The sequence below is a fragment of the Microbacterium luteum genome, from assembly GCF_015277875.1.
GTDB classification, from domain to species: domain Bacteria; phylum Actinomycetota; class Actinomycetes; order Actinomycetales; family Microbacteriaceae; genus Microbacterium; species Microbacterium luteum.
The window spans coordinates 2,777,396-2,791,482 of the sequence record NZ_CP063814.1 but is presented as its reverse complement, the minus strand read 5'-3'; the positions used below and the strand labels follow the sequence as shown (position 1 = coordinate 2,791,482).

Here is a 14,087-nt window from a genome sequence, read left to right as displayed (position 1 = left end):
TTCGGTGTCGGTCGACTCTCAGACCACCGCGCACTCGTTCACGCCGAGCACTCCGAAGCGGGGCACCAGGCCCTGGGACGTCGTGCTCGCGGTAGCGGTCGGAGCGGTCGTGATCGTGGCGGTGCTCTTCCTCGATCCGCTCATCATCGGCGGGGTGCTGCTCGTCGTCGCGGGACTGTTCGTGGTGCGCCGCGGCTTCTTCAACTGGACCACGATGCTCTTCGTGCTCACGGCGGTCGTGCTCTTCGTCCCGATTCGTCGCTACGCCCTCCCGATCCAGGTGGGCTTCGCCCTCGAGCCGTACCGGGTGCTCATCGCCGGCCTGCTCATCGCGCTCGCCGTCTCGATCTTCCGGCGAGGGGCCTCGTCTCTCAAGCCGGTCGTGTGGGGGTGGCCCATCGCGATCTTCCTGTGGGCGATGTTCGCCTCGCTCATGGTCAACGCCGTGACCCTCACGGAGACCGAACTCATCTCGGGCGGCTTCGCGAACATCTTCCAGCTCGCCTTCCTGCTGTCGGTGATCGTGCTGACGCGTCAAATGCTCTCGACGGAGCTCGTGACGATGATCCTGCTCAACGTCATCGTCTTCGCCGGTGCGTTCGTCGGCTTCTTCGCCTTCGTCGAGCGCCTGACGCGGCAGAACATCTTCCTCATGCTCCACCAGTTCCTGCCGCTGACGATCCTGCGCGACGACGCCGAATCGCTCCGCGCCGGCGGGGGGAGGGCGTACGCCTCGTCGCAGCATCCGATCGCCCTCGCGGTGCTGTTCTGCATGATCATTCCGATCGCGATCTACCTGATGAAATTCAGCCCGTGGCCGCGGTTCGCCTTCACCCGCAAGCTCGTCTACACGGCGGCGATCGGCGCGATGCTGGTCGGGATGCTCTCCGCGGTCTCACGCACGGGCGTCGTCACCCTCGGGGTGATGTTCCTCTTCCTCCTGGTGTTCCGGCCGAAGCTCGCCGGGATCCTCATGGTGATCGGACTGCCGCTGCTGGTGGTGGTGGGCCTCGTCCTGCCGCAGCTGGTCGAGACGATGGTGCTGTCGCTGTTCGATATCGAGGGGGTCATCGCCTCGCAGCTGACGAGCCCCGGAATGGCCGGGCAGGGGCGATTGGCCGACCTTCCCGATGCCTTCGACGAGTTCGCGCAGTATCCGCTCGCGGGCACCGGCGTCGGAAGCCGCATCGTCGTGGGCGACGACGCGAACGCCCAGATTCTCGACAACCAGTGGCTCGGAACGCTGCTGGAAGCCGGCGTGCTCGGCATCGTCGGTCTGGTGGCCCTGTTCGTCTGGCCGGTCTTCGTGATGATGCGCTTCACGCTTCGCTCGTCCGCGCCCGAGAGTCGTCGCTTCCTCACGTTCGCGATCGCCACATCGGCCGTCGGATATGCCACGGCGATGTTCTTCTACGACGCCTTCGCCTTCATGCAGACGCTGCTGCTGCTGAGCATCCTCTACGGGGTCGCGGCGTGGGCCATGACCGAGGGCAAGGACACGTGGGAGGCGACGAAGACCCGCGACGCGACGGTGTTCGAGGCTCGGGTCGCCGGATGACCGCGCTGAGCGTCGTGATCCCGGCGCACGACGAGGAGGCGGTCATCGCCCGCGTGCTGCGCGGGCTTCTCGATTCCGCCGTCGACGACATCGATGTGATCGTCGCGGCCAACGGCTGCTCCGACGAGACGGTGTCGCGAGCGCTCGCCGTCGACCCCCGCGTGCGCGTGGTCGAGACCGGCTCGGCGTCGAAGATCGCCGCACTCAACCTCGGGAGCGACGCCGTCGTGCGCTATCCGGTGGCGTTCGTCGACGCCGACGTGCGGGTCTCGGGCGAAGACCTGGCGACGCTTGCCGCCCGCCTCGAGGCCGACGCGACGCTCTTCGTGGCGGCGCCGGCCATGCAGGTGACCCCGTCTCGCTCGTGGTGGGTGCGACAGTACTACCGGGTGTGGGCGCTCACCGACTACCGGGCGAGCGGGCACATCGGATCCGGCGTCTACATGCTGACCGCGGCGGCGCGAAGCCGCTTCGACCGCTTTCCGGATGTGATCGCCGACGACCTCTTCATCCAGCGGCTGTTCGCTCCGGAGGAGCGGCTGACTCCGCGCGACCTCGACTTCTGCGTCGACGCGCCCGCGACGGTGCGTGCTCTCATCGGACGGAACACGCGGATCGCGGCGGGCAACCGCCAGCTCGCCGAGAGCTTCCCGGATCTCGCGCCGCCGCCGGGATCGACCGGTGCGAGGGCGCTCGTGGGCCGTGTGTGGCGGCGTCCGGGCCTCTGGGTCGGCTTCGCCGTGTACGCCGGCGTCTACCTGACCGCGCACCGACGAGCGCGAAGACTCCTCGCCCGTCGTGCCGAGATCGCCTGGACGCGGGATGACACCACGCGCGTGGGTGCGGCATGAGCACGGCGAATCTCGCGCAGAAGGCGAGCCGGGGCATCCTCCTGACGATGGGGGGGCTGTGGGGTCGAGCGGGACTCCAGATGATCTCGACGATCGTGCTGGCCAGGCTGCTCACCCCGGCGGACTTCGGTCTGATCGCGATGGTCGGCGCCGTGATGGGGATCGCGGAGCTCGTGCGCGATTTCGGCATGACCGGCGCGATCATCCAAGCGCAGAACCTCAGCGAACGCGTGTGGCGGAGCCTGCTGTGGCTGTCCGCGGCGATCGGCATGGTGCTCGCCGGCATCGTCGCGCTGTGCGCGCCCCTGATCGCGGCGCTCTACAACGAGCCGCGACTGGTGCAGATCACGCTGCTGATGGCGCCGGGCGTCTTTCTCAGCGGGCTCGTGATGCCTCTGCAGGCGAGGGCGACGAAAGAGCTGCGCTTCGGCACGCTCGCCTCGCTCGATGTCTCCACGATGGCGTTCGGCGTGGTCGTCGGCATCGTCACGGCGTTCCTCGGGTGGGGGTTCTGGGCGCTCGTGGCCATGGCCGGCGCCCAGTTCGTCGTGCGGCTGGTGGTGCTGTGGGCGATCGTGCGACCGCGGTTCGGCCCGCCCCGCATCGTCAAGGAGACGTGGCCCCTGCTCGGCACCGGCGGCAGCATCTTCGGGGCGGAGCTCCTCGGCTACGCCGAGAAGAACCTCGACAACGTCATCATCGGCGCCACTCTCGGTCCGACCGCTCTCGGCCAGTACTCCCGCGCCTATGCGCTGTTCCTGCTGCCCCTGCAGCAGATGAACGGTCCGCTCGGGCGCGTCGCGCTGCCGGTGCTGAGCACCCTCCGCGACGAGGGCGAGCGCTATCGTCGCTACATCCGCAGCGCCGCGCTCGTGATCGGATATCTGACGCTTCCGACCTACGCGATCGCCGCGGGTGTCGCGCAGCCTCTCGTGCTCCTGCTGCTCGGTCCGGGTTGGTCGACGGCCGCGACGATCTTCACCCTCCTCGCCATCGCCGGGTTCGCGCAGGCGATCGGGCGCCTGCGAACCTGGATCTACATCTCGCTCGGGCACTCGCACCGTCAGTTCGTCTACGACCTCGTCGCCCGGCCGCTCATCATCGCCGGCTACGTGTTCGGCATCTGGTGGGGCGGCCTGAACGGCCTGGTCATCACGTACGGGGTGATGAGCCTGCTGCTGCTCGTTCCCGGATTCGCCTTCGCGATCCGCGGCACCTTCGTGCGCGGCAGCGACATCGTGCTGCCGATCCTCCGCCCGGCCGTCATGGCGATGGTCGCGTTCGTCGCGTCGTACTTCGTCTCGCGGCTGGTGCCGAGCCCGGTGGCGATCCTCGAGATCCTGGTCGGATGCGGTGCCGCTCTCGTGTGCGTCGCCCCGCTGTTCCTCCTTCCGGGCTATCGCCGCGACGTCGCGCGCATCCTCGAGTTCGTGGGGCGCGTGCGCGCGCCGAAGACGCCGAAGCAGCAGGAGGAGGCGGAGGCGATCCTCGAGGAGGAGCTCGAGCCGATCGAGCCGCAGACCTTCGCCGAGGCGGCGGAGAGTGAGCCGCTGCGGCGGGAGCCGGAGGGCCGTGCCCACCCGCGGCCCGGGGAACCGACCGCACCGTCCGCATCGACGGCAGCGTCCGGTGCCGGCCTCCTGCGCCGGGACCTGCGCAGCCGCGACCGGTGAGGGCGGCCGCTACCAGGTCCAGATGCCGGCGAGCGTGGCGTCGTCGTAGTCGGGGATGTCCTGCCGGGACATGATGTCGTTCGCGCTCCACGCCGAGATGCCCGTGTCGACGCTCCAGGCTCCGCTCTGGCTCGGCTGCTGCGAGTCGACGGGTTGGTAGCTGAGCGTGCTGTTCTCCACGACCGTGAACCCCATGCGCCCGACGGCGCCGGCGACGATGGAGTCCGTGAGGCGCACGTCGCGGCATCCGCCCGAGAAGGCGTTCGGCGTGCCCTCGTAGTCGCCGGGCTGCAAAGGGTAGATGCGCCACGGGAGCTGTTCGCCGAGGATCATGCAGTGCTCGTACTCCGCGCTCACGAGCTGGTCGTGCAGCAGCATCGCGGCGTTCGACGAGCCGTAGTCGACGCAGTCCACGCTGAGGAACGGGCCGAACTCGCCGTCGCCGGTTCCCTCCAGCTGCACCGTGTCGCAGTGCGCGTCGCTGTCGGCGGGCTTCACCGACGGTCCGAACACGCACCCGTAGCGGCTGATGTTCGTCATGGCGTACGACTCGGTCGGGCGGATGCCGACGGTGTCTTCCGGGTTCTGCCGGAATCCGAGCACGAGCTCGTAGAAGGCCAGTGCATCGCCGCCTCGGGTGATGTTCGCCGATGCGAACCGACTCCAGCCGAGCTGCATGTTCGTGCACTGCGTGAGGGCGAAGCTGCCGGCGCTGACGAAGCCGAACAGGGAGAGGCGGGAGCACTGATCGAAGCGGATGCCGACGTCGGCGATCGTGATCGAGCCGAAGCCGTCTCGGGGGCAGATGAGCACGTTGCGGGTCCACTCGGGGTCGCCGAATCCGCCGAGGGCGGGGCGTGCGGATGACGTGGCACCGTCTCCCGGGAGACTTCCGGAGGCGACACGGATGATGACCCCCTCGGCCACCTGCTGCGGCGTGAGCCCCTGCAGCTGTCGGCCGATGTCGACCCAGTCGCACTCCGCCTCGAGTTCGTGCATCGCCGTGTCGCCGAGCCACGGCAGCTCGTCGGGATAGTGCGTTCCGTTCGGCCCGAAGGTCGCGGTCGTCCCCGGGCGGCTGCTGCCGCTCGGCAGCGGCGTCGGTGACGACGCGAGGGGCGTGGGCGAGACGACGACCCGCGGGTCCATCGGGGCGCACGCGGTCACGGCGGCGCCGACGGCAAGGAGCATGCCACCCCTGAGGAAGGTGCGTCGGTCGAGGTTCCCGGAATCCATCGGCCTCCTCAGCCGCCCACGCGGGCGCGGCCGGTGGGGAGCAGCGAGAACGGCGGCGGGGTCGTCACCCGCACGGAGCGCTGCGCCGCCTCGACGATGTCGTCGCGGGTCAGCGCATCCGGAAGCCGCAGGGTGGCCAGTCCGCGCCGATCGAGCTCCCGCGCCACCTGCATCTGGTGCCCGTCGATGTGCTCGTGCTGCTCGGCGCGTCGCGGCAGGAGGATCGGGTGCTTGCCTGCCTCGAGGGCGGTGAGCGCCGCCCCGACGCCGGCATGCGTGAGAACGACGTCGGCGTCTCGGATCGCGGCCTTCAGCTCCGCGTGCGGCACGCCGATGCGGGCATCGATGTCGAGTCCGGCCACATCGGCGTCGCCGGTCTGCCAGAGCACCTCGTCCATGTCGGCCACGAGCGGCACGATCGCCTCGATCATCGCGGTGAAGGGGTATCCCTCCTGCGTTCCGACGGAGACGACGGCCCGTCGCGGCGTCCGCGGTGTCACCTCGCGGGGTCCCGGCTCGTACTCGTCGAAGATCGACCCGCGGTACTGCCACTTCTCGTCGGCCCACGCCGGGTACTGGGTGTAGGTCTTGATGCGCGGCACACGCGCGATGATCTTCCCCGTCATCGACGGTCCGTCGGCGCGCGCGGCGCTTTCGATGTAGTGGGTGGGGATGCCCCGCATCGCCGCCTGCGGCAGGAAGGCGACAGCGGGACTCGACCCCGTGCTCACCGCCTCGACGAAGTGGTGATGGCGGAAGACCGACCCCGACATCGCGACGAGCTTGGCGAAGTTCTTGCCGTCGCGCGGGGCCGTGAACGGCGCATAGATGACGCGGCGGCCCTCGAGCAGTGACTCGCTGAGCGCGTTGCGGAAGGTCACCCACACCTGGTTCTCGGGCAGGTAGCCCAGGCGTTCGGCGAATCCGGCGAGTTGGCGCAGATGGCCGCCGCCGGAACAGACGAGCAAGACGTCCCCAGTACTCATTGTGAAACCCCCAGAGTTTCGTGCCCCGACATGGTCGGAGCGGTTGTGATCAGCCGCCCAGGAGCGACAGGATCTCTCGATGTCGCGCCGTCCACGCATTGGCTGCGATGTACGACGCTCTCGCCGGTTCTTCCTGGAGCCCGATTCCCAGTGCGGGATCCAGCAGGTCGACGAAGTCGGATACGGATTCGGCCAGGAGCACTCGGTCTCCGAGGCCGCGGACGGGGCGCAGGTCGGTGGCGAGCACCGGCCTGCCGGCGGCGAGGTATTCGTACACCTTGAGCGGGCTCATGGCCTCGGTCAGCGGCGTGCGCCGGTGGGCGAGAAGTGTCAGCTCCACGTTGCGGAGCACGGCCACGACCTCGTGCCGTCGCACTTCACCGCGGATGTGGATGTTGGGTCGGCCGCGCAGCGAGCGGATGTACGTCGGATCGGGCACCGGGCCGATGAGCACGATGTGCAGATCGGGTCGGGCGACGGCGAGGGTCTCGAGCCCGTCGATGTCGAGGCGGGAATCGAGGGTGCCGAGGTAGGCCGCGCGGGGGCCGGGGATGCGGGTGAGCCAGTCCGGAGTCGTCGGCTGCGGACCCAGCCACTCTCGGGGCTCGATTCCGTTGGGCACGACGCGATGCGGTCCCGTCGGCTCGATGCGGTCGATGATCTCCTGCGAGACGGCGGCGACCGCGCGCCCGCTGGCGGCGATGCGGCGGTAGGCCTCGCGGTACGCCGGCCAGTAACGGCGTCTCGCGGGGGAGCTCAGCCAGTCGTCGCGGGCGTAGTAGAGCGCGCCGCCGGTCCAGTCGAGGTCGGTGAAGCCGCCGACGAGGGGACTGGCCGTCACGAACGCCGGCTGCTCGAGTTGGGCAGCCTCCGCCGCGCGCCGCACGATGCGCTCGTAGTCCCGGTACACCGCGGCCACGTCATCGACGTGCACCGGATCGGCGCGCGCGATGCGCATCGGGCTGACGTGCCGGAACTTGTCGGTCTCGCGCGCCCGGTGGCGGATGTCGACGAGCGCTCGCACCCAGCTGGTGATCCACGAGCGGAAGGGATCGGCGACGAGCACACGACGCACCTCGGGGCTGTCGATGAGCGTCGACACCAGGCGATCGGGCGGGCGCATCATCCCGCGCTTGTGTGCGTCGGCGTAGGACTCGTACGAGAACGTGAAGACGAAGTCGCGCGCCCGGTGGGACATGCCGGGCGGGAGGGGAGAGGATGCGGCGAGCGTCACGGCAGACTCCTGAGGATTCGTGCGGGAGTTCCGGCGGCGACGGTGCGGTCGGGGATGTCTCGAGTGACGACGCTGTTGGCTCCGATGACACTGCCGGCACCGATGGTGACGCCGGGCATGACGACGCAGTTCTGCCCGAGCCACGCGCCTCGCTTGATTCGCACGGGGGCGACGCGGGAGAGGGGCTGGTCGCGGATGAACGCGTCGGGGTCGTCGAAGCCGTGCGAGTGGTCGGAGATGTAGCAGCCGCGCGCCATCGCGACCCCCTCTTCGATGTCGATGCGCTCCACCCCCGATATCGAGGTCTGATTCATGCGCACGCGGTCGCCGATGACGATGTTCGGTCCGGGTGCTCGCTGCTCGGGAACGATGAGCCACGACCCGGCGCCGATGAGCACGCGGTCGCCGACGGCCACGTTCGCCACACCGGACAAGCGTGTGGGGAGCAGGATGCGGGATGCGGGTCCGAAACTCGCGAAGCCGCCCGCCGCGAGCTTGCTGAAGACGAGGTCTCTGGTGCGCTGCGCCGTCAGCAGCAGGTCGAGGGCGGTCATCGCGCCGGCTCCGGATCGTCGGCGCTGCTCATCGTCTGGAACTCCTCGACGGCCGGGTCGACGGGCCGCCCGGCGAGGACGGCGTGGGTGATGGCGACCAGCCGTGCGATGTAGTCGGCCTCCCCGAGACCGCGATGGCGGGGGACGGAGGCGTCCTCCCGGGCGCCCTCGCGCGTGAGCACGGCGATCGCGGCGGTGAACGCGTCGAGGTCGCCGCGGGGGACGAGCGTGCTGTGCACGCTGCCGTCGAGGTATTCGTCGATGCCTCCGGCGTCCGTGGCCACCACGGGCACACCCGCGGACAGGGCTTCGATCGCGACGGTGCAGCCGGAGGCGTGCCGGTTCGCGTGGAGCGGCAGGGCGACCACGGTCGCCGAGCGATACAGGCTGCGGAGCAGGTCGGCCTGCCGAAGGCTTCGAACGGTGACGTTGGGTGCCCAGTCGAGGGCGCGCACCTCATCCGACAGTGAGATGACATCGACGGCCACGCCGGGCATCGCGCGCGCGACGCCGGCCATGAGGTCCCAGTCGCGGTGCCGGTCGTTGCCGACCACCACGACGCGAGGCTCGGCACGTTCGCCCGGCTCGCCCGCGTCGGCGAAGTGGGTACCGAAGGGAACGCGCAGCACCGTGCGGCCGGGCGCGAGGTGCTGGGCGTCGTCGCGGTTGATGCGGCTCAGCACGATCTCGACGGCGTGCCGGCGAAGCAGGTGGCGGAAGAAGCGGGTGCGGATGCCGGACAGCTCGGGCCACAGGTCCCACAGCCAGACCGACTGCGCGATGCTCGCCGCGCGATATCGGTGAGGTCGCAGCAGCTTGAGGAGGGCGACGGCGAGGTGCTCCCGCTCGGTGTGCGTCCACACCGCGTCGGCCCGGGCGATCGCGTCTCGGTTGCGCCACACGTGGATGAAGTCGAACCCGAGCACGCGTTTCACGGTCATGCGCCACCACCGGGCCGTGGCGCCCTCGATGCGGTCGGTCGACCACTCCAGGTCGAAGGCCGACTCGGCGAGGTGGTATCCGTACGGCGTTCTGTCCGCGACCTCACCGCGCCGATGGCGCTCTTCCCAGGCGTTCGGATTCAGTCCGTACCGAACGATCACCGCAACACGCGGCCGATCCATATGCGCCTCCCCACTGGCACAAGAAAGCGATGCTTCCCCAAGCAGCATCGCTGCGTTCACTGTAGACCGCTGAGCGCAGGGGGAACCTGTTCGTCACGTGATCGTTTCATGACGGACATGTGACGGATTTCTGCCCCCGCAGAGTCAGCGCAGCACGGCGTCGAAAGCAGCGACGATGATGTCGTCTCCCTCGCTGCGGCGCGGCTCGAGGTGGTGGTCGCCCCCGTCGAGAACCACGACCTCGGCGGTGCCGCCCGTGGCCGTCCACGCATCGGCGGTCTGTTGCGCCCACGTCGCGGGAGCGACGTCGTCGGCCGATCCGTGCAGCAGCAGCAAGGGCGCGGTCGCTCGGTCGAAGAACGTGGCCGGTGAGATGTCGGCCCAGTACTCCGGGTCCTCGGCCGGCAGGCCGATGCCCTCGGCGGCGAGTTCGTCCGCGAGGTCGGGGTCGTCTTCGGCGACCTGACCCAGGGCCTCACCGAGGTCGGATGCCGGTGCGCTCATCGCGATGACCAGGTCCGACGCGCCCGGCGAGATCACGGCCGCATCCAGAGCGAGAAGACCGCCGAGGGAATGCCCCAGCAGACCGACGGCATCGGGATCCACGCCGTCGATCTGCCCGCTTCGGGCGATCTCGAGCGCGTTCACGACATCGAGCGCCATGCCCCAGTCGAGCACCGTCGACCAGCCGAAGCCCGGATCGATGGTGAGGTTCGCCGCGGTGTCGGCCGAATCGGATCCGGCATAGCCGCGCATGTCGGTGGCGAAGACGGCGAATCCGGCGTCGAGCAGCGCTCGCTGTTCCGGGACGAGATCGCGCCCGGTCTCGTAGTCCTCCGGGTCGACGCTGCCGTGCACCACGACGACGATCGGAACCGGTCCGTCCGCGTCGGGGATGCGGAGCACGCCGGTGACGTTCGCGCCGCCACTGTCGTATGACACCTGCACCGCGCTCTCCCCGCCGACGGTCTCAGCCGGTTCACCCACGACGAGGTCGGGTGTCGAGCGCTCGCTGTCGATGAGCGTCCGCACACTGCTCGTGTCGACGGGCGGCGTCGTCGGTGCGCTGCTCAGCGTCGGCGTGGGCTCGGGTGGCGGGGTGTCCGCGCACCCGGCCAGAGTCATCACGCTCATCACCGCCCCCACGACGATCGCCCCGCGGACAGCGGTGGCGGGGAATCGCCGCGACCGGCGGCGGAGAGACGTCGGCTGCACAGGGCCGACAGTACCCCCGGGTGGACGGGGCGCCGCCGTCCGTCACATGACGTTTACACGCCGGGGCGGCGATTCGAGCGCGGTGCGGCGCCACCCACCCCACTGACGACCGTCCAGCCGTGGGGAGCTGCTGACGCGTTCTCGGGCTCGGTGCCGGTCGCCGGGGCGTAGCCGTAGTAGTCCTGCGCGCCGCGCCGCCGCGGCATCTTGTTGAGCACGACGCCGAGCACCCGGCCGTTGACGCGCGAGATGTTCTCGAGGGACTTCTCCAGCATCTCGAACGTGCTGCGTCCAGCCGACACGACCACGAGGGCGCCGTCGGTCGATGCGCTCAGCACGGCGGCGTCACTGACGAGAAGGGTCGGTGGGGTGTCGATGATGACCAGCCCGTGCGTGGTGAGCATCTCGACGAGCTCCCGCATGCGCTGGGAGCCGAGAACCTCGCTCGGGTTCGGCGGGATGCGCCCGGCCGGCAGCACGAGCAGGTTGCGATCGGCGCCGACGGTGTGGGCGACATCCTGCACGCGCGCCCGGCCGGAGAGCACGTCGGTGAGGCCGGCGCCCTCGGGCAGGCCGAACAGACTCGCGACGACGGGGCGTCGCAGGTCGGCGTCGACGAAGGCGACGCGCTCGCCGGCGGCGGCGAGGCTCATGGCGAGGTTGGCGGCGGTCGTCGACTTGCCGTCACCGGGGAGGGGACTGGTCACCACGATCGAGCGCGGTGGGTTGTCGACGTCCATGAAGCGCAGGTTGGTGCGCAGTTCGCGCATCGCCTCGGTGAGCGCCGTGCGGGGTGCGCGGGCGTCGGGTGTGGCGAACGAGAGCACCTCGCGGTGATTGTCGAGGTCGCGCTCGAGGGGGAGGGTGCCCACCACGGATGCGTCGGTTTCGCGCTCGATGTCGTCGGCCGATCGCACGCGGCGGTCGAGCACGCTGCGCAGCACTGCATACCCGATGCCGAGGGCGAGGCCGATGAGGCCGCCGAGGGCGACGTTGAGTTCGATGTTCGGCGACGATGGCGAGGTCGGGAGCACGGCGGAGTCGCCGGGGATGAGGGTGACGGCGGCGGATCCGGGGGTGCCGTCGCCCTCGATCTGGTCGATCGCGGCGGTCATTCCGCGGATCCAGGCCTCGGCGAGATCGCGGGCCGCCTCGGGGGACGAGGCCGTGGCGTCGACGTGGATGACGACGGTGTCGAGCGGGTTCGAGACGTCGATGCGGTGCACGAGCGATTCCGGGGCCGTCTCCAGCCCGAGCTCGTCGATCGCATACTCCGCGACGACCCGCCACGTGCCCATGTCGAGGTATGAGGTGACCTTGCTGCGGGCGAGCTGGTCGCCGACGAGCGGCGATCCACCGCCGGAACTCTGTGCGTACTCCTGTGCGGTGACGTACCCGCTGGTGCTCGCGGTGTACATGCGCGGCTGAAGGAGGCTCCACCCGAGCGCGACGGCGAGTCCGAGGATCGTCAGCAGCGCGACGCCCATCCAGTGCGCGCGCAGAATGCGCAGGTAGTCACGGAGTTCCACGAGTCCCCATTCGTGTTTTCCGGCACTCTAGCGTGCCGAACGTGACTCAGCGGGATGCGGACTCGGCCCAGTCGTCGAGCTCGCGCTCGCGGAGCGCGTCGATGTCGAGTCGTCGCACGATGCCCGTGGCGACGGCGGCGAGCACGGCGAGAGTCAGCAGTACGGCGATCACGGTTCCCTTTCGCATCACGGCCTCCGTGCCGGATGGATGAGAGCGACGGTACAACGCCTTGCCGGCTGTGCCGCCCGTCCACGCGGGGCGCGAGGTGAACGGGATGGAGCTGGCACGGCCTCCAGCATACGTGGTGATTCCTGGATGCCTGCCACGCCTGTCGCGGGCTCGTCAAGGTAAATTCGGCGTTTCACCGGGAGAATGTGCCGAGTTCTGACGCAGTGTTCCTCTAGGGTTTCGCGTGCAGCACCTACATCCGACGACCGATTTGGGGCGATCGTGGAACTGTCAGGCATCGGTATGGACCGACGCACACTCTTGAAAGCCGGCGCCTGGGCGGCACCGGTCATCGTCTCGACGACGGTCGTTCCGGCGATGACGGTCTCACCCACCGTGACACCGTCCACCGTATCGGTGGACACTGTCGGGGAGTATCCCGCGTTGCGCGTCGAAACGGTTGAGGGTGTCGCTCTTCCGGCCGGCACCTACATCTTCTCCGCAGCTGGGTTCGGTCCGACGGCCGAGACCGTGCTCACCGACCCGGTTCTGCCCGGAAGCATGGAGTACGAGGGCTCCGACGTGGTCGTCGTGCTGGGGGAGGGCAATGCCCTTACGTCTTTCGCCGTGTATGTCGTGACGAGCGTGCTCGGCAGCGACGTCGACCGCACCGCGACCCTGACCGCGTCCCTTCCGGCGGAGGCCGGCGGCGGCGGCGCGACCGTCGAGCTCTTCGAGCCAGCGCCTCAGCTGAACGCGCCGAGCGGCTTCTTCGGCCCCGACGGCTCCCACTGGCCAGCCCGCACCCCGTGGGTGCACGACGCGTTCGATTCGGTTGTCGAGGTCGACCCCGACTGGGGTCAGATCGGCGCGGCGATCGCCGCCGCGGACCCGACGAGCAAGGTCAAGGTCCTCGTGCGCCCCGGCACCTTCGCTGCCGGCGGTGGTTCGGGCTCCACGAGGGCCGGTGATCTCCACGACGTCGGTTCGGTGGGCCGCGATTGGCGCGTTCTGGTCACCCCGCGCGACGGCTGGGGTTCTGTGGCCGGCGTCGGAACGATCGCCGACGGCGCCGGCTATGCGATCGTGAACCTTGCCGGCGTCGCGATGATCGGGTTTGATTTCCGTGCGACGGGCGTGCTGGTGCGCAACTGCCGGGACTTCGCCATCGGCTGGTCCACCTTCGGCCGTCTGAACGCCACGTCCAACGCCCACGACGGGCTGTCCGATGTCGAGATGGTCGAATGCGTGCTGCCCGACCTCACTGACAACGGCGTAGACCGGATGGCCGTGCGTGTGGCAAACGACTACTCCGCCTCCGGCGTGAGTATGCGCGGCTGTTACGTGGCACCGGCCTACAAGGTGGCAGGCTCCTCGGCGCACTGCGACACGCTTCAGACAAGCCGGTCGTCCGGTGCGGGCAACGTGAGTGGCATCAGCATCGAGGATTCGGTCCTCTTCGCGTCGAGTTCCGCGGTGGTCATGGCTGAGCACACGCAAGACGTGTCGATGATTCGCAGCGCCTTCGTCGGTGGCCTTCGGGGTACCGGCCGCTATCCGATCGCGGACGGTCTTCATCTCATCGAGGGGGAGAACACCCTGTGGGGGCAACCGGCCTCCCAGGGAGACCTCGTGACAGGTGTGACGGCGAGCGAGGGTCTGGTTCTCGGTTCCATCCGCGAGTCGTGGCAGTTCGACAGCGTGACCGGTACCGTCACGACCGACGTGACTCCGCCGACGCCGTCAACCGGCTCGTTCGTCGTCGATAACGCGACATACGGCGATCAGGACGTTGTCCTCGGCCAGGAGTGGTACGACGCGAACTGCCCGCTGCCCGACGCGGCGCGGCTCACGCAGATCTGGTCCGCCCTGGCCTGATCGGGCTCAGCCGGCGGTCCTCGAGCACGTTCGCGCAAAACTTCCTTGTCCCACCAGCCCCACTGGTGTACTCCTTTTCC

At 69.3% G+C, this 14,087-nt stretch carries 11 protein-coding genes and 1 pseudogene; 4 read left to right on the top strand and 8 right to left on the bottom strand.

Annotated features, from left to right (window positions below; translation table 11 throughout):
• Positions 1-4 precede the first annotated feature (4 nt).
• Genes IM777_RS13625 through IM777_RS13615 form a run of 3 tightly spaced genes read left to right on the top strand, consistent with a single transcriptional unit; the run spans position 5 to position 4,082 of the window.
• A complete protein-coding gene (locus IM777_RS13625; protein WP_194383750.1) occupies positions 5-1,558 on the top strand; it encodes an O-antigen ligase family protein in 1,554 nt (517 codons plus the stop codon).
• Positions 1,555-2,409 (top strand): glycosyltransferase, encoded by an 855-nt coding sequence (locus tag IM777_RS13620; protein WP_194383749.1) that lies wholly within the window; start codon positions 1,555-1,557, stop codon positions 2,407-2,409. The genes IM777_RS13625 and IM777_RS13620 overlap by 4 nt, the downstream gene beginning before the upstream one ends.
• Complete coding sequence (locus IM777_RS13615) at positions 2,406-4,082, top strand: lipopolysaccharide biosynthesis protein (RefSeq protein ID WP_194383748.1); 1,677 nt, start codon at positions 2,406-2,408, stop codon at positions 4,080-4,082. Before IM777_RS13620 ends, IM777_RS13615 begins: the two co-directional genes overlap by 4 nt.
• Before the next feature lie 9 nt (positions 4,083-4,091).
• Here the strand turns inward: IM777_RS13615 and IM777_RS13610 are convergent, their stop codons facing one another.
• From IM777_RS13610 to IM777_RS13575, 8 genes and pseudogenes are all read right to left on the bottom strand, one after another.
• On the bottom strand, positions 4,092-5,318 hold the full coding sequence (locus IM777_RS13610; protein ID WP_194383747.1) for a hypothetical protein: 1,227 nt from the start codon (positions 5,316-5,318) through the stop codon (positions 4,092-4,094).
• A gap of 8 nt (positions 5,319-5,326) precedes the next feature.
• A complete protein-coding gene (locus IM777_RS13605; protein WP_194383746.1) occupies positions 5,327-6,304 on the bottom strand; it encodes a glycosyltransferase in 978 nt (325 codons plus the stop codon).
• Positions 6,305-6,353: 49 nt separating this feature from the next.
• On the bottom strand, positions 6,354-7,538 hold the full coding sequence (locus IM777_RS13600) for a glycosyltransferase (RefSeq protein ID WP_194383745.1): 1,185 nt from the start codon (positions 7,536-7,538) through the stop codon (positions 6,354-6,356).
• Positions 7,539-7,593: 55 nt separating this feature from the next.
• Positions 7,594-7,681, bottom strand: a pseudogene (locus tag IM777_RS17610) (DapH/DapD/GlmU-related protein); the annotation flags it as partial.
• A gap of 407 nt (positions 7,682-8,088) precedes the next feature.
• Complete coding sequence (locus IM777_RS13590; RefSeq protein ID WP_194383743.1) at positions 8,089-9,216, bottom strand: glycosyltransferase; 1,128 nt, start codon at positions 9,214-9,216, stop codon at positions 8,089-8,091.
• A gap of 144 nt (positions 9,217-9,360) precedes the next feature.
• Positions 9,361-10,431: an alpha/beta hydrolase family protein gene (locus tag IM777_RS13585; protein WP_194383742.1), complete on the bottom strand. Its 1,071-nt coding sequence runs from the start codon at positions 10,429-10,431 to the stop codon at positions 9,361-9,363.
• 53 nt (positions 10,432-10,484) lie between these two features.
• Complete coding sequence (locus tag IM777_RS13580; protein ID WP_194383741.1) at positions 10,485-11,960, bottom strand: tyrosine-protein kinase domain-containing protein; 1,476 nt, start codon at positions 11,958-11,960, stop codon at positions 10,485-10,487.
• Positions 11,961-12,006: 46 nt separating this feature from the next.
• Positions 12,007-12,147, bottom strand: coding sequence for a hypothetical protein (locus tag IM777_RS13575; protein WP_194383740.1), 141 nt, complete (start codon positions 12,145-12,147; stop codon positions 12,007-12,009).
• A gap of 186 nt (positions 12,148-12,333) precedes the next feature.
• Between IM777_RS13575 and IM777_RS13570 the strand changes: the two genes are divergently transcribed.
• Positions 12,334-14,007 carry a hypothetical protein gene (locus IM777_RS13570; protein WP_194383739.1) on the top strand — a complete coding sequence of 558 codons (1,674 nt, stop codon included), beginning with the start codon at positions 12,334-12,336 and terminating at the stop codon, positions 14,005-14,007.
• Positions 14,008-14,087: the final 80 nt, after the last annotated feature.

What these genes read in the sequence shown, in the direction of transcription:
- IM777_RS13620 (WP_194383749.1), top strand. Translation starts at nt 1,555, where the DNA reads ATGACCGCGCTGAGCGTCGTGATCCCGGCGCACGACGAGGAGGCGGTC.
- IM777_RS13615 (WP_194383748.1), top strand. Translation starts at nt 2,406, where the DNA reads ATGAGCACGGCGAATCTCGCGCAGAAGGCGAGCCGGGGCATCCTCCTG.
- IM777_RS13610 (WP_194383747.1), bottom strand. Translation starts at nt 5,318, where the DNA reads ATGGATTCCGGGAACCTCGACCGACGCACCTTCCTCAGGGGTGGCATG.
- IM777_RS13605 (WP_194383746.1), bottom strand. Translation starts at nt 6,304, where the DNA reads ATGAGTACTGGGGACGTCTTGCTCGTCTGTTCCGGCGGCGGCCATCTG.
- IM777_RS13590 (WP_194383743.1), bottom strand. Translation starts at nt 9,216, where the DNA reads ATGGATCGGCCGCGTGTTGCGGTGATCGTTCGGTACGGACTGAATCCG.
- IM777_RS13575 (WP_194383740.1), bottom strand. Translation starts at nt 12,147, where the DNA reads ATGCGAAAGGGAACCGTGATCGCCGTACTGCTGACTCTCGCCGTGCTC.
- IM777_RS13570 (WP_194383739.1), top strand. Translation starts at nt 12,334, where the DNA reads ATGTGCCGAGTTCTGACGCAGTGTTCCTCTAGGGTTTCGCGTGCAGCA.